This window comes from Cohnella nanjingensis (genome assembly GCF_014212125.1).
Lineage (GTDB): Bacteria > Bacillota > Bacilli > Paenibacillales > Paenibacillaceae > Cohnella > Cohnella nanjingensis.
Genome location: NZ_JACJVP010000023.1, coordinates 153,836 through 178,550 on the forward strand (window position 1 = coordinate 153,836; position 24,715 = coordinate 178,550).

Consider the following 24,715-nt stretch of genomic DNA (forward strand, 5'->3'; position numbering starts at 1 on the left):
TCAAACCGGAAGCGATGGCTTCCCGCTCCCGCTCTTCCCGATGGCGAACCCGAAGTAGCGGTTCGCGACGTACACCAGCGGACTGGCGACGAGCAGCACCCCGGCGGCATAGGCGATCGCCCACGCGGCCGTTCGGGTATCCGCCAGCGCCAGATGCAAGACGTAGACCACGATCGCTTTGACGAAGGACAGCAGGAGCATATGCGTCGCCATGATGAACAGCGAGTTCTCCCCCAGGAACCGCAGCGCGCCCGACCGGCGAACGAACTGCGCCAGGAGGAACAGGGCCGCTACCCCGGCGAACGCCGCCAGATAGAAGTAGACATAGTTGCCGTAGCGGTTCAGGTTCATGTCGACTCTCCCGTTGGCCTCGCTGAGGAAATACCCGGCCAGCGCGCAGGCGGCCAGCGCGGCCGCCCGCACGGGCGCGGCGGAGAACGCGTCAAGCGAATGCGCGTGGCGCTTGGCCAAGTGGCCGATGCCGTAGAAGACGATCGCCGTTAGCGCCACGTCCGCGCCCCAAGGCAGGCGAACCGGCATGTACAAGCTGTCGAGATAGCCGGCGGCCGACAGCGCGAGGAGCGCAAGCCACAGATAGCGCTCCCGGCGGATAAGCTTGGATAGGCCGAAAAATCCGATCTCGACGAGGAACAGGCACGGGAGGAACCAGAGCGGCGTATTGAAGATCAGCCAATGCCCGTGTCCGTTCGCGTAGAAGATACCGAGCAGCGGTTGCAGCAGCGGAATGTCCAGATCGGCGTCGGCCCCGAACTTTCGGCCCGCTCCCAGCCAGAACCCGTAACTCAGGACGGCGAAGACGAGATAGGGGACGAGCAGCGACTTCGTTTTTCTCGCCGCATACGTCTTGAAGTCGTACTTCCCGGCCGTGAACAAATAGCCCGAGATGACGAAGAAGAGCGGCATATGGAACGAGAAGACGTAATTCGTCGCCGCGCGGGACGTGGAGCCCGTATGGCCCAGGACGACGAGGAGAATGCCGATTCCTTTGGCGACGTCCAGCCAGTCAATGCGTCTTGGCGGCATACAGCGGCCTCCCTCGGCTTTGTTGGAAGGATAGGAACAAGTAACGCAAGACGAGATAGAGCAGCGGGTAGAACACCCGGTTGTCGAACAGGTAGTGGACGCGGTAGCTCTCCAGGAGCGAGAAGAAGACCGTCGGGTAGATCATCATCCAGCCGACCTCGTACTGCCGGACGCCCTTGAACGCCATGCCGAGGAACCAACCGTAGAGGACGGCATAGACGACGTACAGGTAGCCGACGTCCGCGAAGATCTCGCCGAAGTAGCCCATGTTCGTATAATCCGCCGCCGAGTAGGGACTGGCTTTGACGTTCTTGTAGGCTTGCAGGGCGTCGTTCATATGGAGGAAGGAGCGGACCGCGGATTCCGGCACCACCGTGTAGAGAAAGTTGATCCATCCGTTGAACAGCAGCGTAGGAAAGCCGAACGTCCTCCCGGACAAGTCCACCATCGCCATCGAATGATTGACGCTGGAGCTGATATAGTCCAGGAACCGGCCGAGCCCATACCCGTATACGCCCTCCTGCGCGAAGCCGTTCTTGGCGTAGAATTGGTAGCTGCGCAATCCCTCGGCCGCGGAGAAGAACAGGACGACGGCGGCGACCGCCAGCACGACCTTGGTCAACGTGACCCGGATGCGCCCGAACAGCACGGCGACGACGACGATCGGGACGATCACTTCGAGCAGCGCGATCCGTTCGGAGAACAGCAGCCCGCGCAGCGTGCCGGGGAACAGGATGAACGCCCACAGCCAGACGCTCCCCTTGCGCTTCAGCCCGAACACATGTATCGCGTACAGGGACGAGGCGAGCATGCCGAGCTGCGTCAGCGTCGTGACGCCCGAGATGCCCGTGACGTTCACGATCTGCTCCTTGAACTTCAGAATGTTCTGCTCGACGAAGACCAGCCGGAAGACGGGCCCGGCTCCTGCATAGGCCACGATGCGGGCGATCCAGAGCAGCTGCGCCGCGAAGGCGACGGCCGCGAGCGCGACCGCTTCGCGCCGGAGCGCGTTCCCCTTCTCGTGCGCGCGTCTGAACCGATCCAGCGGCGCCTCCCCGGGACGGGCGAGACTGAGCTTCTCCGTGAAAAAGCAGCAGACGAAAATGAGCGCGTAGAAGAGCAGATAGTTGAACATGGCGTTCGCGGAAACGTACTTCTCGTAAGCGAACAAGGGCTTGTAGAAGATCCAGACCGCCGTGCTAACGGTAACGACTAGAACCAACAGCAGCCTGGGATTTAACATCCTCATATTCATAAGAACCATCTCCGCCGTTAAGGGTGAACTTGACGATCTGGTCATCGACGTACCGGGCGAACCGCTCGCGGAACTCGGCGTCCGAGAAGCGCATCGCGTTGGCCCGGCAGCTGCGGTATTGGATCCGGTGCTCGTTCGTCTCGAACGCCTCGACGGCGCCGATCAGCGCCTCGGCCGTCTGCCGCTCGAAAAAGACCCCCGTCGGCTCTTCGCGGTCCAGCCCCCGGACCGTCTCCAGCGCGCCTCCCTTGGCGTACGCGATCACCGGCGTTCCGCACGATTGCGCTTCGACGGGAGCGATGCCGAAGTCTTCCTCCGCCGCGAAGACGAACGCCCGCGCCTGCTGCATATGCCGGCGCAGCGTCTCGGCGGGTTGATACCCGAGCAGCGTGACGTTGGGCTTGGCCTTGGCCTTGATCTTGGCGAACTCCGGTCCGTCGCCGATGACGATCAGCTTCTTGTCCGGCATGGCGGAGAACGCTTCGACGATCAGATCGATCTTCTTGTAGGGAACCATGCGGGAAGCCGTTAAATAATAGTCCTCCTTCCGGTCGCACAGCGTGAATTGATCGACATGGACGGGCGGGTAGATGACGGTAGCTTCGCGCCGGTACACTTTCCAGATGCGTCTGGCGATATACCTGGAGTTGGCTACGATCGCGTTCACGCCGTTCGCCGTCCGCGCATCCCACATCCGCATCCGGTGCAGCATCCACTTGGCCGCGCCGCCCTTCAGCCCCCGGGTCAAGCCGGATTCGTTCAAGTACTGGTGCTGCAGATCCCAAGCGTACCGAATCGGCGTATGTACGTACGAGATATGCAGCTGATCGGGGCCGGTAATGACGCCCTTGGCCACCGCGTAGGAGCTGGAGAGGATGAGGTCGTATCCCGCCAGGTTGAACTGCTCGATCGCGAGCGGCATGAGCGCGAGGTAGTGGCGGAACTTCGTGCGGGCGAACGGCAAATTCTGAATGAATGAAGTGCGGACCGGCTTGTGGCAGATAAAGTGGCGATGCTGGTCGGGGAGGAAGTCGACGATGCTGAAGAGATCGGCGTCGGGATAAAGCAGGAGCAGCTGCTCGAGCACCTTCTCCGCGCCCGCGTAGACGACGAGCCAATCATGGACAATGGCCACTTTCATCGCTGAACCGCCTCCTTAATGACATCTAGCGTCTGACGCGCGCAGCGGTCCCAGCTGAACGCGGCCGCGCGCCGGTACCCGCTCTCCCGAAGCGACTGGCGCAGCTCGGCGTCTCCCATCGCCATCTCGATCGTACGCGCGATATCCCCGGGATCGTGCGGATCGAAGTACAAGCCGGCGTCCCCGCATACCTCCGGCATCGATGCGGCCGCCGATACGAGAATCGGCGCCCCGCACGCCATCGCTTCGAGCGGCGGCAGTCCGAAGCCTTCGTAGTAGGAGGGGAAGACGAAGCAGGCGGCCCCTTCGAACAGCGCCTTTAGCTCTTCGTCCGTCACATAGCCGACCCACTTGATCTTCTCCGCTCCCCGCATGTCCATCGGCCCGAACACCTTGGCATTCCTGGCGCCGGCGATGACGATCTCGTAATCCCGCTCCCCCAGCAGTTCGATGGCCCGCGCGATGCCGGCGAAGTTCTTGTACGGGTTCATGCTGCTGACGGCCAAGATGTAGGCTTTGGGCTTCAAGCCGTGTCTCGCATAGACGCCCGCGTCCGCTTGAACCTCCTGCATATGCTCCTTGCCCAGCGATACGACATGAATCTTGTGCTCCTTCACGCGGCAATGCTGCATGAGCTGGGACTTGGAGAATTGGGAGACGGTGATGATCTTCCGCGCCCGTCTGCCGAGGCCGTTCTGGATGATCTTGTAGGCGTTGCGAAAAGCGAACGTAAACGAGGCGGGATGTTCGTAGACCGCCGTGTCGTGAATCGTCGCGATCTGGTCCCGCGCCGCCAAGGGACCGGTATTGCAGAGGTTCACGAGCAGGCCGTCCCTCGCCCGGTACGGCAGCACGAACTGCTCCCAGGCGTGGCCCTTCAGCCTCCCGACCCGCTCGATCTTCATCCGGCGAAGCTCGGGTTCGTGCAGGATGTTCGGCGGCGCGAGCAGGGTGAATCGGCAGCGTCCGGGATCGATCTCCCCTTCGTCGAGGAGACGGTCCCATTGCTTGACCAGTTCGACCGCGTAACGCTGAACGCCCGTGATCGGCTGCGACAGGAACCGTGCGTTGACATAGACGTTCATAGCATACCTCTCAATCGTCCCTTGAAAGAGTTCCAATAATACTGGGACTTCGGGAATTGCCCGGCCGTGCAGAAGATCATCATGCCGATGAACGGTCTGGCCAGCGCGGCGGCTTTGAATCGGATCGTGTAATTGTGCTTCCGGACGACCTTGCCGAACCCGCAGCCGTACCGGTACGCCCGGTTGATGATCTGCGGCGTGTAATGCAGCAGCGGATTCGGATGGTTTACCGTAAAGTTCGGGTAGTAGTAAACCTTGCAATGGTCCAGCGCCCGCAGCAGGTAGTCGGTCTCTTCGCCGGAGAGATAGATGGAGCTCGCGCCGACGCCGATCTCTTCGTCGAAGTCGCCGATCCGCTCCACCGCCGCCCGGCGCAGGAAGATCGTGAACGACACCGCCCGCCGCCAGACGTTGCGCTTGTCGACGTAGCCTTCGGAGAGATCGAACTTGCCGTTCGCGTCGCGTCCCCCGGCGTCCACCGATCTTCCCGTGACGATATCCCAAGCCGGATGCCGGTCGAACAGCGCTACCGCCTGCGCCAGGACGCCGGGGTCGTACCAGCAGTCGTCGTCGGGAAAGGTGACGATGTCCCCGGTGACGCGCCGGATGCCGACGTTCCGCGCACGGGACAGCCCCCGCTCCGATCGCAGCCGGAGAAGGGGAAAGCGGGATTCATACTTCCGAATCAGCGGAAGGAGCCGCTCGTCTTCGTTCTGGTCGACCAGGATCAGCTCGAAGTCCCTGTGCGTTTGCAGGTCCAGCTTCTCCAGGAACGCCTCCACCTCGGCGTAGCGTTCCACCGTCGCCAAGATCAGAGATACTTTCACGGAACAACCTCCTCCAATCTTCGGCGAGGACGAATCGGATCCCCCGCGCGTAACCGGACGCCTTCCCCCGCAGCGACCGCTTGACCAGCGACCTGCCGAGCAGGCCGAAGGAAGTCCAGAGCAGCGCGCCGAACCGCCATGCCGCGGCCCCTCTCCATCGCAGCAGATGATAGTGGTTCGCGACTTCGGTGTAGGCGACCGCCGCTTCCTTGTCCCTGGCCGTCCGAGCGTGATGATGGCGGACCCGCAGCCGCGGATCGATCCAGATCTCTCCCGTCCGGCGGGCCCAGGCGGCCAGGTACAAATCCTCTCCGAGGCTGTAGCCGGTCAGCCACTCGGCGTGCGGCAGTCCCGCCAGCGCGCTTTTGCGGAACGACATGTTGCAGCCCAGCACGTATTCCGACGGGAACGGCTCGCTCTGCGCGCTCCATCGGGTCATCGAACCGCCGCAGCCGCTCGGCGACAGCCGGCCCGGACGGCCCGAATCGTAGAGGATGAGGCGGGTGAACAGGTCCCACTTGAAGCTGCCGCGCAGCGCCGCGTCGATCCCGCCGATGCCCGCCGCGTCCGGGTGCCTGTCGTACGTCTCCGCGAGACGCGCCAGGTAGCCGTCCTCCAGCTCCGCATCGTCGTCGACGAACAGCACGTAGTCGCAAGACGCAAGCCGGACGGCCTCGATGCGAGAGAGGAGCAGCCCGGGTTGTTGCTTCCGACGGTAGGCGAACCGGAAGGGCGGATGGCCGAGCTCCCTTCGAAGGCTGGCGATCAGCGGCTCCGGCATGTCGCCGTCGTCGATCAAGAGAACCTCGACCGGAAAGTCCGGCGCCTGCCGAATGACGGAGGCGATGCACCGGAGCAGATCGTCAAGTCGATTGCGCGTACAGATCGCGAGCGTCACGCCATGTCTCAAGCTCATTCGCGCCCTTCTCCTCTCCGTTCGCTGCCGCCGGGGAGACGGCCGAAGCCGCGTGCTCCAGCCGGCGCGTCCATAAGCGGTAATAGCTGCCGTTCTTGCCGTAGCTGTTGTCGAGCAGCACGTTCGGCTTGTTCATCAAGCAAGCCAGCAGATGGCCGTGCAGCCTGGAGGTGACGATGCGTCCGCTGTCCGCGTAGAGGCGGACAGCCTTGCCGACCAAACGGCGCGCATAGCGGTACCATAAGGGACGGAGCGGCAGCGCGTTGCCGAGCCGCCGGTCGAGCGAGAAGGCTCTGACCAGCCAGCGCAGCGCCAGCTTCTCCCCGCGGGACAGCAGCTCCGGCCAGTCGGCGATGCGGTCCAGCCCGTAGCCGGCCGTGTCCGCGGCCGCCGCTTCCCCGTCGGTCCGCAGCAGGCCCAGCACCCGGTCGCCCGCGCCCTCCGCCCGGATCGGATAGAGCTGATGGGCCATATCGGGCGATAGATAGACGTTGGCCAAATGGCCCTTCACCGCTTCGTACGAGACCTCGTCCCGCACGTAGAGATGAAGGTCTTTGTGCCGGCTCAACGCTTCCAGCGAATGCCGCTGCCGCTCCGGATCTTGAAAATAAACGGTTTGCGGAAGCACGACGATGCGATGGTCCGGATAGCGCCGCGCCACCGTCTCCCGGAGCGCTTGATAGCGCGGGTACAGATCCCCGAAGTTCCCTCCGCCGTGGCAGACGATGATCCAGCCGGGCGGGATGCGCATGCGGCTTCGGTAATTGATGCAGCTATAGCGCCCGCGCACCCGAATGCCGTTCTCCGCGAAGAAGGCTTCCGTCCCGAGCATGATCAGCAGATCGCCGACGTTCTCGTGGACCGGATAGTCCAAGTACACGATCTGCGAGCCCGGCGGAATCCGCTCTTTGACGATCGCGAGCTTCCGCTTCAGCTCTTCCATCGGATGAAGCGCGCGGGTATCCATCCCCGTCCTCCCGCTAGCCGCGCGAAGGCGCATACCGCCTGCCCGGCCGCTTGCGCGCCGGCTTGGCGTCGTTCAGCACGCACCCGATCACCTTCACGCTCATCCGCTCGACCAGCTTCTTGGCTTCCAGCTCGCTGGCCCGCTTGGAGGAGGGTCCGTGCACGACCCACAGGATGCCGTCGCTCTTCGCGGCCAGCGTCGTGGCGTCCGTCGCGGCGAGCAGCGCGGGCGTATCCACGATGACGATATCGAAGCGCGCTTTGGCTTGGGCGAGCAGCTCGGTCATCCGTTCCGACTCGAGCGGATCGGAGTACTTCGCGAGCGGAGGACCGGACGTCAGGACGGACAGGTTCGGGATGCCCACGTCCCGGATCGCTTCCGTCAAGGACGCGGCGCGCTGCAGGACGGACGAGAGTCCGAGGTGGTTCGGCTCGGAGAAGATATCCTGGAGCGCGGGCCTGCGCAAGCTGCCGTCGATCAGCAGCGCGGCGCGACCGCCTTGCGCGCAGGCGATCGCCAGGTTGACGGCGGTCGTCGTCTTGCCCGCCTGCGGTTCGGCGGAGGTGACGGCGATGACCTTCGCCCGGCCGCCGGGCGCGCTCTCGACCAGATTGCGCAGCGTCCGGAATTGATCCGCTACCTGCGAATACGGGAGCAAATGGGTGATCAAGCTTCGTTTAGCCGTTAACGTGGACACGTTGATCGTCACCTACCCTCTTGAAGGCTGCGGCTTCCGCCGTATGCGGCACCGTCTTCAGCCCGCCCTTCTTCATCTCCGGAATGCTGACCAGCACCGGATAACCGAGCGTCTTCTCCACGTCGGCTGGCGCTTTCAGACTGCCGTCCAGCGCCTCGAGCAGAAACGCGAGCAGCAGCGCGAGGATCGCCGAGCAGACGAGTCCGATTAGCAGCAGCAGGACGGTGCCGACCTGGTTCGGCGCGGGCCGGTCGGCCGGTCCCGCTTCGCTGAGGATCGTCACGTTCTGGGTGCCCATCAGCTTCGTCGTTTTCTGCTGGAAGACGCTCGCCACGGCGTTCACGATGCCGGAAGCGCGCTCGTAGGAGCGGTCTTTGACGGACAAGCTCATGATCTGGCTGCCCGCTTTGGAGACGACCTGCAGCGCGTCCGCCAGTTCGCCCGCTTTTAAGCCGAGCTCCGGATGCGAGCGAACGACTTCTTGCAGAATCGGAGGCGTGGTGATCAGTTCCTTGTACGTGTTGATCATCATGATGTTGAGCTGGAGGTCGGCCTGATTGACGGCCTGTCCTCCTTCCTCCGCGGCCGTCTTGTTCACGAGGAGCTTGCTCGTCGCCAGGTAGGTCGGCTTGCTGAGCGCGGAACCCCCGACGACCGCCGCCGCGCTGCCTAAGATGAGAATGGAGACGATCATGATCCACCGCTTGCGAACGATGGACGCATATTCCATAAGCGTCATGCGGTTTTTCCTCCGCTTCTTCAGATTCGAATGGGATGAGACGACGGCGAAGCGCCGGATTCGGGTTCGCCGCCGGGCTAAGCGCGCGGCAGGGAAGCGGCGCTGAAGCGGTTGAGATGCGGCCGCCCGATCGAGTAATACCGGAAGTGCGCCTCTTCGAGCCGCTCCTTGCGGAAGACGTTCCGGCCGTCGAACAGGACGGCCTGCTTCATGCGCTCCCCGATCCGCTCGAGATCCGCTTCGGCGAATTCGGGCCACTCCGTCAGCAGGCAGAGCGCGTCCGCGCCGTCGACGACCGTGAGCGCGTCCGCGCACCAGACGATCTTCGGATGATCGTAGGCCTTGCGGAAGTTGTCCGTCGCGACCGGATCGTACGCCCGCACGATCGCCCCTCGCTGGATCAATTCCGCGATGATATCGAGCGAGGGCGCTTCCCGGACGTCATCCGTGTTCGGCTTGAACGCGAGCCCCCAGACGGCGATCGTCCGGCCGGACAAGTCTCCGATGAAGCTCTCCATCTTGCGGATGACGTTGTTGCGCTGGTCGCGATTGACGTCGACGACGGACTTGAGCAGCTTGAAGTCGTAATCCACGTTGCCGGCGATCTGGATGAGCGCTTGGGTATCCTTGGGGAAGCACGAGCCGCCGTATCCGATCCCCGCGCTCAGGAACGAGGGTCCGATCCGCCGGTCCCGGCCCATGCCGGCGGCGACCTGGGTGACGTCCGCCCCTACTTTCTCGCAGATGTTGGCGATCTCGTTGATGAACGAGATCTTGGTCGCGAGAAAGGCGTTGGAGGCGTACTTGATCATCTCCGCGCTGCGGATATCCGTCACGAAGATCTGGTCCGTCAGCGGGCGGTGCAGCTCGGTGACGATCGATGCCGCCTCGTGGCTGTCCGCCCCGATCACGATCCGGTCCGGCTGCAGCGTATCCTGGACGGCGGAGCCTTCGCGCAGAAATTCCGGCACCGAGACGACGTCGAACGGATAGGCGGACGCGCGGGACAAGATGGCGCGAATCTTCTCGTTCGTCCCGACGGGGACCGTGCTCTTGACGATGACGATCTTGTAGTCGTTCATCGCCTCCCCGACTTCCAACGCCGCCTGCGCGATATAGCCGAGATCGGCTTCTCCGTTCGGCAGCGACGGGGTGCCGACGGCCAAGATCACCAGATCCGAACGGCCGACCGCGTCGGCCAGATCCGTCGTGAACGCCAGCCGTTCCGCCTCGCGGTTCGCTTGAACGATCGCTTGAAGTCCCGGTTCGTAGATCGGGATCTCGCCGGCGTTCAGCATGTCGATCTTCTCGCGATCCTTGTCTACGCAGAGCACCGCATGGCCCAGATTCGCAAAGCATACGCCTGATACGAGGCCGACGTATCCGGTACCGACGACCGCCATTCTCATCATGTCCCCACTCCTTGCCATCTGATAGGTTTAATAGGGAGAAGCCAGGCGGGCGCCGAACTCGATGATCTGCTGCGCCTTGGCCTTCCAGGATTGCTTGCGCGCGGCCTCGACGATCCGGTTCTTCGGCACCTCGTCCGCATGAAGCTTGCGCAGCAGATCGTCCACTTGCGAAACGAGCCCCCGCTCATCCTGGTAGAAGTAGAGGAATTCCTCGCCCCTCCTGGCCAGCTCGGGCGTCTCTCGGACCACCGTAGGCAGTCCGGCGGCCGCGTATTCATACAGCTTCATCGGACTTCTGCCCCCGTTCGCCTTGTGGTCGGACAAGGGAAGCAGCGCCAGATCGGCGCGATGCAGGAACGCGGGCAGGCTGGCATAGGGCTTGGACCCGAGGAAGTAAACGTTGTCGGTAAACGCGAAGGATTCGATCGAAGAGGGGACGTAGGGTCCGATGACGATGATGCTTAGCGAAGGACGGGATGCCGCGAGATGGCGGATCGACGCGAGATCGAGCCGTTCGTCTACGGCGCCGACATAGATCGCGCGGGGCCCCGGAATCCGCTTCAGTTCGTCCGGCTCCCGGCCGGCCTGCGTGAAGTGGGCGAACTCGACGCCGTTCTCCATGACGATGGCGGGGACGTCCCGCTTGTGCCGCCGAACGTTCAGGAGGACGGGCTCCGACGTGGCGACCATGCCGTGGGCGCGGCTGATAATCTCCTTCTCGGCCGTCTCCACCGTGCGGTCCCCGGACATGTCCTTGTAGTTGTCCGTAGGTCTGTAGATGACGACCTTGGCGTTGACGTACTTCTCGATGCCGACGAAGCAAGGCTGATCGATCAGCAGGAGGTCGACGTCCGAGAATCCGTGGAAATCGAGCAAGCGGCTGACGTTCGGAAAAGCGATGGATTGGACGAACAGGTTCTTGCCCGTGCGCTGATAGACGCGTCCGGCGATATTCCACGGCACCAGCGACAACGGCACGCAGTGGATGATCCCTTCGTCGCGGGTTCTGGAGTTCCGCCATTGCTTGAACCGGTCGACGATCGTCTGCTGCTTCATCTTCAGCAGGTGCGCGGGCGTGACCGAAGTGCTTAAGTGTAGGACGCGATGTCCCATCTGCGACAGTTCGCGGGCCAAATGGTGGGAGCCGACGACGAACGGTCCCCCGATATACGTGTGGCTGACGAACATAATGTTCATTCTCTTCGCGAAGCGCGTCATCGGCCGCTCCGTTCCGCGCGAGAAGCGCTGCGCTGCTTACGCCTCATCCCATCACCCTATTCCGCTGCTTTTTTTCTCTCTAAAGTTCAGCATGTTTGATACCAATTGTATACCTTAACGCTACTTTAAGATACAAAATGTAACAAGTCAAGCATGTTCTTGAAAGGACATGAACAATTTTCATTCTTCTTCATGCCCGGCTCAAGCGAGACGTTTTTCTCGGCGGTCATACAGAAATGGATAGGCTTGAAACTTATAAATTCTGAATGACCAAGTAAAAACGGCTTCGCCGTCCTCATTGTATGACCGCAAAAGCCGCGGCGCGAAAAAGCGCGCGCCGCGGCGAACGTCACTCGGATTCGGTCTTGCCGTAGAGGCCCGACATCATGGCGGATACCCGCGTCCAATCGAGCTCCCGCAGCTTCTCTTCGTATCGGCGGATATCGCTGTAGCGGCTGGGCTGCGCGCGCATCTCCGCCATCGCGGACGCGAGCCCGCCGTCGTCCGACGGATCGTACAACAGCGCCGTATCCGGCGTCAGATAGTCGCGCAGTACCCCGACGTCCGGCGCGACGACCGGCGTCGCGTAGGAGAGCGCGAGAATCGCCGAGCCCGACGTCGTTATCTTCTTGTAAGGCAGAACGATCGCGTCCGCGCATCGGATATAGTCGGCGAGCTCGTCATCCTGCACGAACGTCAGAGACAGATGCACCCGATCGCCTGCATCGGCCAGCACCGCCGCATCGAAGTCGGCCGACGGCCTCCCCGCGATCAGGAGGTGCGTTCGCGCATCCTGGATCTGCCCAAAGCTGCGCAACAGCTGATCGATTCCCTTGTAAGGCGAGACCTGTCCGATAAACGCGAACAAGTAGGCGTCCGCCGGAATGCCGTGCCGTTCCCGGACGTCGAGTCCCGCGCTCGCATACGCATCCCTGTAGTGTCCGTGAGGAATGCAGACGATCTTGCGCTCCTTCACGCGGAAGGCATGCCGGACTTCGTCCTTCACGGATGGGCCCATGACGATGACGTGCGAGCACAGCGCGCAGAGCCAGGTTCGCATCCGGCGATCGTACCGGGTCTCTCCGCTTCGATGCGGCCATACGTTATGGACGGTCCAGACGATGCGTAACCCTCTCGCTCTCAAGATCAGCAGCAGCGAGAGGAAGACGGCGGCTTTCGCGCCCGTGATCCACCGATTGCGCCCCGTATAATGATAGCTTGGCCAATGAATATGAAAGGAGTCCCCCCGCTTCATCCGCCAGATCCGTTTCTTGTTGAACGCCCGCACAGACAAGCCCTGCCGTTCGAGCGAACGAACCAGCAGTTCGATGTATTTGTTCCCGTCGCTCTGGATCGGAAGCATAAAGACGGTCATGCGATTCTCCTTTCCCCACTACCAGCCGATAAGTCGTCTTCGCCGCGCACGAAGCGCAATGGCCGAGCGGATAGATCGTTCTGAAATATCCAGTGAGGAACACCTTTTCCGCTTGCCTGATATCCACCAATTGCCTGCAATTCAAACAGTAGAAACGGCCTTGCTCCACCCTAGACACCACCTTAATTATACCTTTTGTATCTTTTTAGAAGGCATTTAGTTACATTTTGTATCTATATGCCTAAATTACCGCTTTCTAGTCGGTTTGTCAACCATTTTGTCGGATATCGCCCCTCACGCGGGAGGCGAGAGGGATTGCCACAGCGCCTCGCCGACCCGCTGACGTTCAGCCGGACTTACGACCCAGTAATACAAACCGCCGATCGTCTGGCTCCGGCCGTTCAGCTTCAACGTGTCCGTGTGGTTCAACGCAGCATGGTAACCGGCCGCGATGCGAATCATCTCGTCCCGCTTCAGATTCGTCTTGACGAAGCCGGACAGCTGCTTCAGCAGCCCGGGCAGCTTGCTTGCCTGCCCGACGCCGGACATGCGCTGCGCGATGGCTTTGAGCACTTGCCGCTGCCGCCCCGTACGCCCGAAATCGCCTTGGGGGTCGTCGTATCGCATTCGCGCATAGGCCAGCGCCATCTGGCCGTCCAGCTCGAGCTTGCCCAGCGGGAAGCGGTATCCGAGATTGGAGAACGCCAAATCGTTGTCCGCGATCGTCACGCCGCCGACCGCGTCTACGATGCCGACGAACCCTTCCATGTTCGTCTTCACGTAATAGGCGATCGGAATGCCAAGCAGCCGTTCGACGGCCTGCACGGCAAGCCCCGTCCCTCCATAGGCGTACGCATGATTGATCTTCTCCTCGCGTTCCAGCTGCGGCAGCATTAATCTCGTATCCCGCGGAATCGAGAGCATGCTCACGGACGCGGTTCGGGGGTTGATGCCGAGCAGAAGCATCGTATCGCTGCGACCCCGGTCCCCCTCCCTCTGGTCTACTCCCAGCACCAGAAGGAAGAACGGATCCTGATTCTTCAGGTCCGGATGCCGGAGCCTGGCGACCTGATCGGCGGGGATGACCGCAGGGACTTCCGAAGGAGGCCCGTCTGCCTGGGCGCGATCCGCAAGAGCGCCTGCGACGGCTTCCCCCGCGCCGTCATCCGCCGCTTGAGCGGCGCCGAATCCCGTTCCGGCGATCTTGCTCGAAGCGATGACGGACGATGCGGGATCGCTGTTCGCCGCCATACCGGACGGCAGGCGGTCGACCGCCTGCGGGAGCGGTTCGTACATCCGTTCCGCGGCGCGAGAAAAGGAATACCAGAGGTAGCCGCCCATGCTCCCGACAAGCAGCATGCAAACCGCAATGGCCAGCAAAACGATTTTCAACGCCCGTTTTCGCCGCATGAAGAACCCTCCAACCTATTTGAATATTTTATAATGACACATATTGTAGCATTATTCACCTTCACTCTACGATACATTATGTAACAAGTCAATCTTGTATACGTATCTTCTCCGAAACGACAAACACCCCTGGGTTCCCGGGGTGTTGTCACATTCGGCCGACGCGACGGTTCGTCTACCTTCCTATTCAATACGACTGCAGGCAGGACCGGCGCCTAGGCTTGTTCGCCGCCCGGACGAGGACCGGTTCCGCGCGTTCTCTCCGTTCCGAACGACGTTCTGCCATACAGGGCGTGAATCTTCCGAATCGCGGGAGAACAACGGGCGAGTCTCAGATTGAGCGCCCGTGTCAAGAGAAGCTTCATCGCCGGATTGCGATCCATCTCCACCCCGTACTCCCACCATTGCCCTTCCCGTTCCGCCCGCCTGACGCGCCCTCGCGCTTCCAAGAGGTACCCTTCCATGCCGAAGCGCAGCGCGACCCGCCAATCGCCTTCGGGCTTCAAGATCAGCGTCGTCTTGAACCGCAAGCCGTCCGGATTCAGATTCAGCAGCAGCACGTTATGCGATTTGGTATCGACGGCGCGTCCCCCGACCTCGATGATGCGCATCTCGGCGATGACGCTCTCGTACAAAGCCATCGGGACATACTTCCGTTGTGCGACCAGCTCATCTTCTCTCATCTGGGCATCTCCGAAACGACAGTTTTGATACATAATGTATCATATTTCCCCTAACAATATGATACGGTTTGTAAGATGTCAAGCCTTTTCTCGCGATACAAGCATTCCCCGAAGATGTGACAAAACGAAGGAATAAACTTCCTTTTTCTGACCTAGAATAGATAGAAAACGGTTGCTTGCGATGAATCTTGGCTTTTGTGCGCAAATTGCGACGTTTTGTCGCAATTGATGCAAACGTATCGTTTCCATATTATGATGAAGACAGAAGAGGCAAAGGAGGGAATATTGATGAATATTGGCAGCCGTATCGCGTACCTACGGGATCAACGCGGTCTTACGCAGGAAGAATTGTCTTCTTCCCTGGGCATATCGCGTGCGGCCCTGTCTCACTACGAGAAGAACAGGCGGGAGCCCGACACCGAGACGCTGACGAAGCTTGCAGATCTGTTCCACGTCTCGATCGATTATCTCGTCGGCAGGACCCAGCAGCCCCACATGACGCTCGATGACGACGTTCGCCAATTCGCGGACCAGCTGGAGCTGTCGGATGCGGATCGGCTGTTGGAGAAGTTCGCCCTCACCGTAGACGGAAGGCAGCTGACGCCGGAAGAAGCCAAGCGATTCATCGCTTTTATCCGAGCGGAGCGTTCCATGAACTGAGGGACCCGCCATCGCATGAAAAAACCTCCAAACGGCGTCTTCAGACGCTCTGATTAGAGGTTTTTTTTGCGCTTTCATTTACGAGGATATCTTTTGATCGCCCGACCCTTTCGCCCGTTCTTCTTCCCATCGTTCGCGATCGATGCCGAGTTCAGTCAGGATTTTATGTATGTCGATTTCGATCGGCCGCTGCTCTTCGGATGAATTCAAACTCAAATCCCTCGCCATCTCCGCACCCAAACCCTCTCTCTGGAAAAGGATACCTAATTCAACTAAATTTATTATAGAGTATGGGACTTGCGGAGGGTGTCGAGTGATGGATGTCCGCAGCAATTTTTTCTAGTAGGTTCTGTCGAATGAGATGCTATTTTCTCGAAATGTCTGCCAGTCAGAAAAGATTCTCTTTTCCGGCACGATTCTCCCCATCGGAGAGAAAGAGTTTGCAAGAATATCCGTTGCGCAAAAAAAAAACCGGATTCGGCCAGTTGGCCGAACCCGGGATTGTTGCGAAGCTTGGCGAATCGATCAGTTGCCGCCGACGCGGGACAGATCGCGCATGTTCGCCTCGAAGGCGGCCAGCAGCGCTTGATCGCCGCTCAGGCCTTGCTGCTTGACCTTCTCGATCTGCTCCATCATCCGCTTGTAATCCTTCGGAATGACCTTGACGAACTTTGGAAGAACGTCCGCCCATGCCTGCAGCACGCGCTCGCCGAGCTCGGAGTCGGTGTGGCGGACGTGGTTCGCGATCAGGCCGCGCACCTCCGCGATCTCCTTCTCGTCCTCCAGCGCCTCCAGGCTCACCATCTCGAAGTTGCAACGGTTCACGAAGTCGCCGTTCCAGTCGATGACGTAGGCGATGCCGCCCGACATGCCGGCCGCGAAGTTGCGTCCGGTCTTGCCGAGGACGACGACGCGCCCGCCCGTCATGTACTCGCAGCCATGGTCGCCGACGCCTTCGACGACGACGTTCGCGCCGCTGTTGCGGACCGCGAACCGTTCGCCGGCCGCGCCGCGGATGTAGGCTTCGCCGCCGGTCGCGCCGTACAGCGCCGTGTTGCCGGCGATGATGTTGTCTTCGGCTTTGAACGTCGCCTTAGCGGAAGGGAACACGGCGAGCTTGCCGCCCGACAGCCCCTTGCCGATATAGTCGTTCGCGTCGCCTTCCAGCGTCAGCGTCATGCCCTTCGGCACGAAGGCGCCGAAGCTCTGGCCGGCCGTGCCGACGAAGTGGAAGTTGATCGTGTCTTCCGGCAGGCCGTCCTTGCCGTAGCGGTTCGTCACCTCGTGGCCGACGATGGTGCCCACGACGCGGTTCGTGTTCTTGATCGGGAACGTGCCGCGCACGCGCTCTTTGCTCTCCAGGGCCGGAGCCGCCGCCTGCAGCAGCTGCTGCATGTCGAGGGACTCCTCGAGGCCGTGGTTCTGCTTCTTCGTGTTGTAGCGGAACGAGCCTTCCGGCAGCTTCGGCATGTGCAGCAGATCCGTCAAGTCCACGCCTTGCGCCTTGAAGTGGCTGATCGCCTTCTTCGTGTCGAGCAGATCCGTGCGGCCGACCATCTCCTCGACGGTGCGGAAGCCGAGATGCGCCATGATCTCGCGGAACTCCTGAGCCAGGAAGTGCATATAGTTGACCACGTATTCCGGGTCGCCCATGAACTTCTTGCGCAGCTCCGGATTCTGCGTCGCGACGCCGACCGGGCACGTATCCAGCTGGCAGACGCGCATCATGATGCAGCCGAGCACGACGAGCGGAGCGGTCGAGAAGCCGTACTCCTCCGCGCCGAGCAGCGCGGCGATCGCGATGTCGCGGCCGGTCATCATCTTGCCGTCCGTCTCTACGACGACGCGGTCGCGCAGGTTGTTCAGGATCAGCGTCTGATGCGTCTCCGCGAGTCCCAGCTCCCACGGCAAGCCCGCATGGCGGATCGAGCCGATCGGGGAAGCCCCGGTGCCGCCGTCGTAGCCGCTGACGAGGATGACGTCCGCGCGGCCCTTGGCGACGCCCGCCGCGATCGTGCCCACGCCGACCTCGGAGACGAGCTTCACGTTGATGCGCGCCCGCGGATTGGCGTTCTTCAGATCGTGAATCAGCTCCGCCAAGTCCTCGATCGAGTAGATATCATGATGCGGCGGCGGCGAGATCAGGCCGACGCCCGGCGTCGTGCCGCGCACTTCGGCGACCCAAGGATATACCTTGCGGCCCATCAGCTGGCCGCCTTCGCCCGGCTTCGCTCCCTGCGCCATCTTGATCTGGATCTCGTCGGCGTTGGACAGGTAGTAGCTCGTGACGCCGAAGCGGCCCGAAGCGACCTGCTTGATCGCGCTGCGGCGGGAATCGCCGTTGGCGTCCGGGATGAAGCGCGCCGGATCTTCTCCGCCTTCGCCGGAGTTCGACTTGCCGCCGATCCGGTTCATCGCGATGGCGAGCGACTCGTGCGCCTCCTTGCTGATCGAGCCGAAGGACATCGCCCCCGACTTGAACCGCTTGAAGATCGATTCGACCGGCTCGACTTCCTCGAGCGGCACGGGCGGCTGATCGAACTTGAAGTCCAGCAGCGAGCGGAGCGTGCGAATCTCTTCGTATTCGCCCTGCACGAGCGCGGCGAACTTCTTGTATAAGCCGTAGTCGTTGGAACGGGTCGCCATCTGCAGCGTGTGGATCGTCTTCGGGTTGAACAGATGGTCTTCGCCGTCTTTGCGCCATTGGTAGTCGCCGCCGGAATCCAGCTCGCGCACGGCTCCTTCTTGCTTCTCGAAGGCGCGGTGATGCGACTTCAGCGTCTCATCCGCTACCGTGCCGAGGCCCACGCCGCCGATGCGGGACGGGGTCCAGGTGAAGTATCGGTCGATCAGGTCGGCATGCAGCCCGATCGCTTCGAAGATCTGCGCGCCGCGGTACGACTGGATCGTCGAGATGCCCATCTTGGACAGCACCTTGACGACGCCTTTGTTCGCGGCCTTCAGGTAGTTCTTGACCGCCTTCTCGTGCGAGATGTTGCGCAGCATGCCTTGGCGGATCAGGTCGTCCAGCGTCTCGAACGCCAGGTACGGGTTCACCGCGCTCACGCCGTAGCCAAGCAGCAGGGCGAAGTGATGCACTTCGCGCGGCTCGCCGGATTCGAGCAGGATGCTGACCTTCGTCCGCGTGCCTTGGCGGATCAGGTGATGGTGAACGGTCGATACGGCCAGCAGCGACGGGATCGCCGCGTTGTCCGCGTCGATGCCGCGGTCGGACAGAATCAGGATGTTATGGCCGTGCCGCATGACGCGGTCGGCCGCTTCGCACAGCGTCTGCAGCGCTTGGCGCAGCCCTTCCTCCCCCTCGTTCGACGGGAAGAAGATCGGCAGCGTAATCGACTTGAAGCCCGGACGGTGCACGTGGCGCAGCTTCGCGAAGTCCTCGTTGGACACGATCGGCGACACGAGGCGGATATGGCGGCAGCTCTCCGGCTCCGGATTCAGCAGGTTCCGCTCCGGCCCGATCGTCGTGTACGTCGAGGTGATGATCTCCTCGCGGATGGCGTCGATTGGAGGGTTGGTGACTTGGGCGAACAGCTGCTTGAAGTAGTTGAACAGCCGCTGCGGACGCTCGGACAGTACCGCGAGCGGCGCGTCGTAGCCCATCGAAGCGAGCGGCTCGACGCCGGCGGTCGCCATCGGCTCGATGATCTTGCGCACGTCCTCGAACGAGTAGCCGAAGGCGAGCTGGCGCTTCTGGACCGTCGCGTGATCCGGCTCCGGCAGCTCCGAAGCTTCCGGGAGATCCTCCAGGTCGACGAGGTGGTCGTTCAGCCATTCGCGGTACGGATGCTCGGAGACGATCGCCTTCTTCAGCTCCTCGTCGGAGATGATGCGGCCTTCCTTGGTATCGACCATCAGCATGCGGCCCGGACGCAGCCGGTCCTTCAGCACGATGTCTTCCGGCGGAATCTCGATGACGCCGGCTTCGGAAGCCATGACGATCAGGTCGTCCTTCGTCACGTAGTAGCGCGCCGGGCGCAAGCCGTTGCGGTCGAGCACGGCGCCGATCTGCACGCCGTCGGTGAAGCCCATGGCGGCCGGGCCGTCCCACGGCTCCATCAGCGTGCTATGGTACTCGTAGAACGCCCGCTTGTCGTCGTCCATGTGCTCGTCGTTCTGCCACGGCTCCGGCACCATCATCATGGCGCAGTGCGCCAGCGGACGGCCGGCCAGGTACATGAACTCGAACGTATTGTCGAACTTGCCCGTGTCGGAACCGTCATGATTGATGATCGGCTTGACCTTCTCGAGATCGCCGCCGAACAGCTCGGACTCGAACAGCGTCTGGCGGGCGTGCATCCAGTTCTCGTTGCCGCGCAGCGTGTTGATCTCGCCGTTGTGAATGAGATAATGGAACGGATGCGCGCGTTCCCAGCTCGGGAACGTATTCGTGGAGAACCGCGAGTGGACGAGCGCGATGGCCGTCACCAGCTCCGGATCGTGCAGTTCCGTATAGAAGCTGCCGACTTGCTCGGTCGTCAGCATCCCTTTGTAGATGATCTTCTTGCTCGATAAGCTCGGGAAGTAGAACATCTCCCCGTCCGGGATGTCGGCGTAGCGGATCGCCTTCTCCGCGCGCTTGCGGATGACGTACAGCTTGCGTTCGTACGCGAGGTCGTCGGAGAGCGCGGCCGCGCGTGCGATGAACACCTGGCGGACGAACGGCTTGACGCGCTTCGCGGAGACGCCGAGCTTCTCGTCGTTCGTCGGCACCGTACGCCAGCCGATGACCGACAGGCCTTCCTCGGCGACGATGTTCGCGAAGATCTCTTCGTGCTTCGCGCGGTTCCCTTCGTCCTGGGTCAGGAACGCCATGCCGACGGCATACTGTCCCGCATCGGGCAGCGAGAATCCCAGCTTGGCCGCTTCCTTCGCGAAGAACGCATGCGGGATCTGCAGCAGAATGCCGGCGCCGTCGCCGGAGTTCGGCTCGCTGCCTTGGCCGCCGCGATGCTCCATGTTAATGAGCAGGCTGAGCGCTTGCTCGATAATCTCGTGCGACTTCCGGCCTTTGATGTGGGCGACAAATCCCATCCCGCAGGCGTCCCGCTCGTACTGCGGATCGTAGAGTCCCTGCTTCGGGGGCAATCCGTTCACGATATCTTTCATTGAAGCGCAACCTTTCTATAAGAAAAATGTGGTTATCGGATAGCTCGGGGACGACGGTCGGTCATGGCAGGCGGATGCGATAGGGCACGCGTTCTGCTACAATAAGGGATGAATGAAGGGACGTCATCGTCGGATACGGCGAGGAATGGACCGATGAATTCTCGAAACCGGCGGAAAATCCGTCGAAAACTTATAATTATTCATTCAAATTATTATATCATTTTAACACCAACGCGCGTTTTATGGCAATTTAATATTTTTATGAAGCCGATAATTATTGTTTTGCTTTAGCGCGGCTACGCGTTAGACGAACCGAGGATCGATGTTCTCCCTCCTTCCGCCTTCCGGAGCGAGATGTCCGCCCGCGATGCCTAGCCGGATACGTATCCGGAAATACCGATGAGATTGGCCGATTTGCGGCAGCGCATTCCCGAGAACGCAGTCCTGCTCTGGCTTGTCCGGGCGGTCTCGGGAATGGAGCGGCGGTCCGGACGGCAGGAGGATCGCAGGTCAACCCTGCCGCCGGCGCGGACCGAAGGTGCCGTTCTCTCCGATCGGCAGCGCGCGTCCCCCTTCGCCGAGCGTGCCAAACGGGCGCTCCCCACGGTTCGTTCGAGGCTGCGGAACCCCGCCTGCCGGAAGCAAATCGTCTTGGACGCGAATCGCGAAGTTCCGGATCAAGCCGTCGCCAAGGGGAACGGTTGCGGGAGATGCCGCTGGCGTTTGGGCGATAGCGTGAATATTTATGCATAATCATGCAAGCATACGCGTCCGGATTCCATCTATGGCATAGCATGCCCATTTAGGGGCCCGATCCCTTTCAGGATTAGCCATTCTGCGGGTCATGTGTTATCTTTGAGAGAACCACTATACATTCGGGAGTGAACGTGCTGAAAAAAAACAAACCCCTCTCCTTCGAAGCATTGCTTCAAGAACTACAGGGCAAGAACGCAAGCGAGAACGATCAACAGCAAGTGACCTTGGAAGCCTTGTTTCCGGCGTCCTTCATGACCAAGCACTCGTCCTTCGACAGCTTCCAGGCTTTCCTTGCGAAGGGCAACTTCGCGGCGCGCTCGCTCGATGAGGTCCGCAACGTCGCCGGCGAGCTTCTAGACCGCCACGTGAAGAGAGAAACGGACTTCGAGGATTGGCAGGGCATGCTGGATCAAGCGAACAAGGATTACGCCGCCCGATAACGGGATGCCGGCGGTTCTTGCCCCCATAAACAAAAGGCTGAGCAGAGATCGATCTCTGCTCAGCCTTTTGGTATGCGGCGCGATTCTCGCGGATCCGCCGAATGCCGATCCGCTTAGCCGTAGCGCACCTCGACCGGCATTCTCGTCCGCGCGGACTCCATGATCGCGAGGATGACCATCGTCGTGTTGTAGGCGTCCTCCATCGTGACCAGGAACGGCTCGCCGCTGATCAACTGATCCACGAAGTGGCGGATGCTCTCGTAGGCGAAGCCCTTCGGCTTGCCGTGGATGAAGTGTCGCACCAGGAGATCCGGACGGTCGGCCTTCGTCTCCGTGAACCGCTCCAGCATCTGGCTGTGCGTCGGATCGACGTTGAACATGCCCTTCGTGCCCGTGATGTTCAGCTTCATGTCGTTGACGTTCGGGTTCGCGTTCGGCGTGATCCAGCCGTTCTCCATCGTCGCGATGCCGCCCTTGCGGAACTCGAGGATCGTCTGGTAGATATCCGTCGTATCGACGCCCAGATCCTTCAGCACGCCCGCGCGGGAGACCGAGTAGACGCGCGCCACCTCGTCGTCGAACAGCCAGCGCAGGACGTCCACGCTATGATAGCCGAGGAACCACAGGATCGAGGACTTGGCGGCCCAAGGCAGCAGGTCGGTGGCGACCCACTTGATGTCGTTTAAGCGATAGTAGGCGCTGTAAGGTTCGCCGATCTCGCCGTCCGCGATCGACTGCTTCGGCAGCGCGAACAGCGGACTCCACCGGCTGTGCAGGTCGACCATCATACGCACGCCGTTGCGTTCGACCGCGGCCACGATCTCGTCGGCTTCCTCCTTCGTCGTCGTCAGCGGCTTCTCGATGATGAAGTGCTTGCCCGCGTTCGCGCAATCGACGGCGACCCGGGTATGGGCGAAGTCGGGGGTGACGATCGCGACGGCGTCGATATCCGCCGCGCGCAGCATCTCCTGGTGATCCGTGAACACGGCGGACGCCGGCAAGTTGAACTTGGCCGCCAGCGCCCGCGCGCGCTCCCCGTTCAGATCGCAGATCGCCGCGAATTCGGCGTTCGGATGATCGTTATAGATGAAGGCATGCGTTTCGCCCCAAGTGCCGGCGCCGACGATCCCCATTTTGATTTTCGACATGTTGTCCATCGCCTTTCCCCATTAAGAAGTGAATGAATGATTATTTGACGCCCCCGAAGGTGAGCCCCCGGATCATGTATTTCTGAACGATCATGGCGAAGACGAGCATCGGCAGGATCGTGACGACTCCGATGGAGGACATCTCGCCCCACGCGACGCCGGACACCGACAGGAACAGGGTGACGGTCGTCGGGAGCGTGCTGGCGTGCGCGCTCGTCAGGAACAGCGCGAATACGAATTCGTTCCACGAGTTGATGATGCAGAAGATGGCGGTCGCGATCAGTCCGGGCACGGCGAGCGGCAGAATGATCTGCACGAATACCCGGAACCGGGACGCCCCGTCGACGAACGCCGCTTCCTCCAAGGCGACCGGGATCTCCTCGAAGAAGCTGCGCATCATCCAGATGGTGAACGGGATGTTGAACAGCATATAAGCGACGATGAGGACCAGATGCGTATCGAGCACCCCGACCAGGCTCGCCATGACGAACAGCGGAATGACGGAAGCCATCGGGGGCAGCATCCGCAGACTCAGCACCCAGAAGGCGCGGTTCTCCTTCTTCTTGAACTCGAACCGCGCGAACCCGTACGCGGCCATGCCGCCGATAAAGATGGAGATCATCGTGGTCAGGACGACGACGATGGCGCTGTTCTTCAAGTAGCCGACCGCGTCCCGGTTCTCGAAGACGGCCTTGTAGTTCTCCAGCGTCGGGGAGAAGAACCAGACGCTCGGATCGTACGTGAGCGCTTTGGACTTGAGGCTGACGAGGATCATCCAGAACATCGGGAACATGCAGAGCAAGCACACGACGAGGAGGACGATGCCCGTTCCGAATCCGACTTTTTTGTTGCCGTGCGTATTCATCCCCGGTTCTCCACCCCTTTCCGGTAAGCCCGAATGAGCAGCCAGCTAATGACCGTAATCAGGATCAGCAGAATGACCGACACCGCGGCCGAGCGGCCGACCCAACCGGTCTGCGCGAATCCGAGCCGGTAGACGTGCATGCTCAGGAACTCGGTCGAGCTGCCCGGGCCGCCTTGCGTCAGCGAATAGGGAATGTCGAACGTCTTCAGCGAATCGATCGCGCGGAACACGACGGCCAGCAGGATCATCGGCAGCAGCAGGGGCAGCGTCACGTAGCGGAAGATCTGCACCCGGTTCGCACCGTCGATCGCCGCCGCCTCATAGGGTTCCGAAGGCAGCGAGCGCATGCCCGCGTATATGATCAATGCGACGAACGGCGTGTTCTGCCAGATGTCGACCAGGACGGTGGACAGGAAGGCATTCTCGGCGGACAGCCAGATCACCTTGCCTCCGAAAAAGTGAAGGAGGTAATTGACGACGCCGTTCTCCGCGTTCAGCATGAGCTTCCAAATTTGTCCCGTGATGCTCGGCGTCATCGCGATCGGGATGATCAGACAGGCGAACACCAGCGGCTTCAGCTTGAACTCCCGGTCCAGCAGGACGGCGAGCCAGAAGCCGAGCAGCAATTCCACGACGGTGACGATCGCCATGAAGCCGATGCTGATCCGCATCGAATACCAGAATTCCGCATCCTGACCCGAGAACAGCCGGATGAAGTTGTCGAGGCCGACGAACTTGAAGTCCTGATAGCCCAGCTCGTAGTTCGTGAGGCTAAGGCCGTACAGGAATACGGTTGGGATAAAAGTAAGGATGCCGAGGATGAGAATCGCCGGCATGATGTAGACCAGGTGGGGCCGCTTATGCAAGTAGTTGCGCAGCAATTCGTTTCATCTCCTTTCCGGAGCGGCCGGCCGAACGGCGCGCGAGGCGCCGTCCGGCCGATCCGG

The 24,715-nt window shown here is 61.3% G+C and carries 21 protein-coding genes; 3 read left to right on the forward strand and 18 right to left on the reverse strand.

What is annotated here, in order from left to right:
- The 14 genes from H7C19_RS13585 to H7C19_RS13645 form a co-directional block, all read right to left on the reverse strand.
- Complete coding sequence (locus tag H7C19_RS13585; protein WP_185143191.1) at positions 1 to 1,044, reverse strand: acyltransferase family protein; 1,044 nt, start codon at positions 1,042 to 1,044, stop codon at positions 1 to 3.
- On the reverse strand, positions 1,025 to 2,287 hold the full coding sequence (locus H7C19_RS13590) for a hypothetical protein (protein WP_221469238.1): 1,263 nt from the start codon (positions 2,285 to 2,287) through the stop codon (positions 1,025 to 1,027). The genes H7C19_RS13585 and H7C19_RS13590 overlap by 20 nt, the downstream gene beginning before the upstream one ends.
- Positions 2,244 to 3,440: a glycosyltransferase family 4 protein gene (locus tag H7C19_RS13595; RefSeq protein ID WP_185143193.1), complete on the reverse strand. Its 1,197-nt coding sequence runs from the start codon at positions 3,438 to 3,440 to the stop codon at positions 2,244 to 2,246. Before H7C19_RS13595 ends, H7C19_RS13590 begins: the two co-directional genes overlap by 44 nt.
- Positions 3,437 to 4,525 carry a glycosyltransferase family 4 protein gene (locus tag H7C19_RS13600; RefSeq protein WP_185143194.1) on the reverse strand — a complete coding sequence of 363 codons (1,089 nt, stop codon included), beginning with the start codon at positions 4,523 to 4,525 and terminating at the stop codon, positions 3,437 to 3,439. The genes H7C19_RS13595 and H7C19_RS13600 overlap by 4 nt, the downstream gene beginning before the upstream one ends.
- The gene (locus H7C19_RS34760; RefSeq protein WP_313731631.1) at positions 4,522 to 5,307 is read right to left on the reverse strand and encodes a glycosyltransferase family 2 protein; all 786 of its coding nucleotides are present in this window, start codon (positions 5,305 to 5,307) and stop codon (positions 4,522 to 4,524) included. Before H7C19_RS34760 ends, H7C19_RS13600 begins: the two co-directional genes overlap by 4 nt.
- On the reverse strand, positions 5,198 to 6,268 hold the full coding sequence (locus H7C19_RS34275) for a glycosyltransferase family 2 protein (RefSeq protein WP_221469239.1): 1,071 nt from the start codon (positions 6,266 to 6,268) through the stop codon (positions 5,198 to 5,200). Before H7C19_RS34275 ends, H7C19_RS34760 begins: the two co-directional genes overlap by 110 nt.
- Entirely contained in the window at positions 6,216 to 7,235 is a 1,020-nt protein-coding gene (locus tag H7C19_RS13610; RefSeq protein ID WP_185143195.1) for a polysaccharide pyruvyl transferase family protein, read from the reverse strand. Before H7C19_RS13610 ends, H7C19_RS34275 begins: the two co-directional genes overlap by 53 nt.
- 13 nt (positions 7,236 to 7,248) lie before the next feature.
- Positions 7,249 to 7,944 (reverse strand): CpsD/CapB family tyrosine-protein kinase, encoded by a 696-nt coding sequence (locus H7C19_RS13615; protein WP_185143196.1) that lies wholly within the window; start codon positions 7,942 to 7,944, stop codon positions 7,249 to 7,251.
- Positions 7,913 to 8,671, reverse strand: coding sequence for a YveK family protein (locus H7C19_RS13620; RefSeq protein ID WP_185143197.1), 759 nt, complete (start codon positions 8,669 to 8,671; stop codon positions 7,913 to 7,915). Before H7C19_RS13620 ends, H7C19_RS13615 begins: the two co-directional genes overlap by 32 nt.
- A gap of 77 nt (positions 8,672 to 8,748) precedes the next feature.
- Positions 8,749 to 10,080: a UDP-glucose dehydrogenase family protein gene (locus H7C19_RS13625; RefSeq protein WP_185143259.1), complete on the reverse strand. Its 1,332-nt coding sequence runs from the start codon at positions 10,078 to 10,080 to the stop codon at positions 8,749 to 8,751.
- Positions 10,081 to 10,110: 30 nt separating this feature from the next.
- Complete coding sequence (locus H7C19_RS13630; RefSeq protein ID WP_185143260.1) at positions 10,111 to 11,280, reverse strand: glycosyltransferase; 1,170 nt, start codon at positions 11,278 to 11,280, stop codon at positions 10,111 to 10,113.
- A gap of 370 nt (positions 11,281 to 11,650) precedes the next feature.
- A complete protein-coding gene (locus tag H7C19_RS13635; protein ID WP_185143198.1) occupies positions 11,651 to 12,676 on the reverse strand; it encodes a glycosyltransferase family 4 protein in 1,026 nt (341 codons plus the stop codon).
- A 294-nt stretch (positions 12,677 to 12,970) separates the two neighbouring features.
- Positions 12,971 to 14,086: an LCP family glycopolymer transferase gene (locus H7C19_RS13640; protein WP_185143199.1), complete on the reverse strand. Its 1,116-nt coding sequence runs from the start codon at positions 14,084 to 14,086 to the stop codon at positions 12,971 to 12,973.
- A gap of 215 nt (positions 14,087 to 14,301) precedes the next feature.
- On the reverse strand, positions 14,302 to 14,769 hold the full coding sequence (locus tag H7C19_RS13645) for a hypothetical protein (protein ID WP_185143200.1): 468 nt from the start codon (positions 14,767 to 14,769) through the stop codon (positions 14,302 to 14,304).
- Positions 14,770 to 15,057: 288 nt separating this feature from the next.
- Here H7C19_RS13645 and H7C19_RS13650 point away from each other — a divergent pair, with 288 nt between their 5' ends.
- Complete coding sequence (locus tag H7C19_RS13650; protein WP_185143201.1) at positions 15,058 to 15,429, forward strand: helix-turn-helix domain-containing protein; 372 nt, start codon at positions 15,058 to 15,060, stop codon at positions 15,427 to 15,429.
- Between the two features lie 525 nt (positions 15,430 to 15,954).
- Here H7C19_RS13650 and gltB read toward each other — a convergent pair.
- Positions 15,955 to 20,559, reverse strand: a complete 4,605-nt coding sequence (gene gltB / locus H7C19_RS13655) for a glutamate synthase large subunit (protein WP_185143202.1) — start codon at positions 20,557 to 20,559, stop codon at positions 15,955 to 15,957.
- A 399-nt stretch (positions 20,560 to 20,958) separates the two neighbouring features.
- Here gltB and H7C19_RS34280 point away from each other — a divergent pair, with 399 nt between their 5' ends.
- Both H7C19_RS34280 and H7C19_RS13660 read left to right on the forward strand, forming a co-directional pair.
- A complete protein-coding gene (locus H7C19_RS34280; protein ID WP_221469240.1) occupies positions 20,959 to 21,312 on the forward strand; it encodes a hypothetical protein in 354 nt (117 codons plus the stop codon).
- A gap of 170 nt (positions 21,313 to 21,482) precedes the next feature.
- Positions 21,483 to 21,755 carry a hypothetical protein gene (locus H7C19_RS13660; RefSeq protein ID WP_246469483.1) on the forward strand — a complete coding sequence of 91 codons (273 nt, stop codon included), beginning with the start codon at positions 21,483 to 21,485 and terminating at the stop codon, positions 21,753 to 21,755.
- A 113-nt stretch (positions 21,756 to 21,868) separates the two neighbouring features.
- Here H7C19_RS13660 and H7C19_RS13665 read toward each other — a convergent pair whose 3' ends face one another.
- Genes H7C19_RS13665 through H7C19_RS13675 form a run of 3 tightly spaced genes read right to left on the reverse strand, consistent with a single transcriptional unit; the run spans position 21,869 to position 24,649 of the window.
- A complete protein-coding gene (locus tag H7C19_RS13665; RefSeq protein ID WP_185143203.1) occupies positions 21,869 to 22,903 on the reverse strand; it encodes a Gfo/Idh/MocA family protein in 1,035 nt (344 codons plus the stop codon).
- 40 nt (positions 22,904 to 22,943) lie between these two features.
- Positions 22,944 to 23,768, reverse strand: a complete 825-nt coding sequence (locus tag H7C19_RS13670) for a carbohydrate ABC transporter permease (RefSeq protein WP_185143204.1) — start codon at positions 23,766 to 23,768, stop codon at positions 22,944 to 22,946.
- Entirely contained in the window at positions 23,765 to 24,649 is an 885-nt protein-coding gene (locus H7C19_RS13675; RefSeq protein ID WP_185143205.1) for a carbohydrate ABC transporter permease, read from the reverse strand. The genes H7C19_RS13670 and H7C19_RS13675 overlap by 4 nt, the downstream gene beginning before the upstream one ends.
- Between the last annotated feature and the right edge of the window lie 66 nt (positions 24,650 to 24,715).

Excerpts from the sequence above, each read along its gene's own strand:
- H7C19_RS13585 (WP_185143191.1), bottom strand. The coding sequence starts at position 1,044 with ATGCCGCCAAGACGCATTGACTGGCTGGACGTCGCCAAAGGAATCGGC.
- H7C19_RS13590 (WP_221469238.1), bottom strand. The coding sequence starts at position 2,287 with ATGTTAAATCCCAGGCTGCTGTTGGTTCTAGTCGTTACCGTTAGCACG.
- H7C19_RS13595 (WP_185143193.1), bottom strand. The coding sequence starts at position 3,440 with ATGAAAGTGGCCATTGTCCATGATTGGCTCGTCGTCTACGCGGGCGCG.
- H7C19_RS13600 (WP_185143194.1), bottom strand. The coding sequence starts at position 4,525 with ATGAACGTCTATGTCAACGCACGGTTCCTGTCGCAGCCGATCACGGGC.
- H7C19_RS34275 (WP_221469239.1), bottom strand. The coding sequence starts at position 6,268 with ATGAGCTTGAGACATGGCGTGACGCTCGCGATCTGTACGCGCAATCGA.
- H7C19_RS13610 (WP_185143195.1), bottom strand. The coding sequence starts at position 7,235 with ATGGATACCCGCGCGCTTCATCCGATGGAAGAGCTGAAGCGGAAGCTC.
- H7C19_RS13620 (WP_185143197.1), bottom strand. The coding sequence starts at position 8,671 with ATGACGCTTATGGAATATGCGTCCATCGTTCGCAAGCGGTGGATCATG.
- H7C19_RS13625 (WP_185143259.1), bottom strand. The coding sequence starts at position 10,080 with ATGAGAATGGCGGTCGTCGGTACCGGATACGTCGGCCTCGTATCAGGC.
- H7C19_RS13630 (WP_185143260.1), bottom strand. The coding sequence starts at position 11,280 with ATGAACATTATGTTCGTCAGCCACACGTATATCGGGGGACCGTTCGTC.
- H7C19_RS13635 (WP_185143198.1), bottom strand. The coding sequence starts at position 12,676 with ATGACCGTCTTTATGCTTCCGATCCAGAGCGACGGGAACAAATACATC.
- H7C19_RS13640 (WP_185143199.1), bottom strand. The coding sequence starts at position 14,086 with ATGCGGCGAAAACGGGCGTTGAAAATCGTTTTGCTGGCCATTGCGGTT.
- H7C19_RS13645 (WP_185143200.1), bottom strand. The coding sequence starts at position 14,769 with ATGAGAGAAGATGAGCTGGTCGCACAACGGAAGTATGTCCCGATGGCT.
- H7C19_RS13650 (WP_185143201.1), top strand. The coding sequence starts at position 15,058 with ATGAATATTGGCAGCCGTATCGCGTACCTACGGGATCAACGCGGTCTT.
- gltB (WP_185143202.1), bottom strand. The coding sequence starts at position 20,559 with ATGAAAGATATCGTGAACGGATTGCCCCCGAAGCAGGGACTCTACGAT.
- H7C19_RS34280 (WP_221469240.1), top strand. The coding sequence starts at position 20,959 with ATGAGATTGGCCGATTTGCGGCAGCGCATTCCCGAGAACGCAGTCCTG.
- H7C19_RS13665 (WP_185143203.1), bottom strand. The coding sequence starts at position 22,903 with ATGTCGAAAATCAAAATGGGGATCGTCGGCGCCGGCACTTGGGGCGAA.
- H7C19_RS13670 (WP_185143204.1), bottom strand. The coding sequence starts at position 23,768 with ATGAATACGCACGGCAACAAAAAAGTCGGATTCGGAACGGGCATCGTC.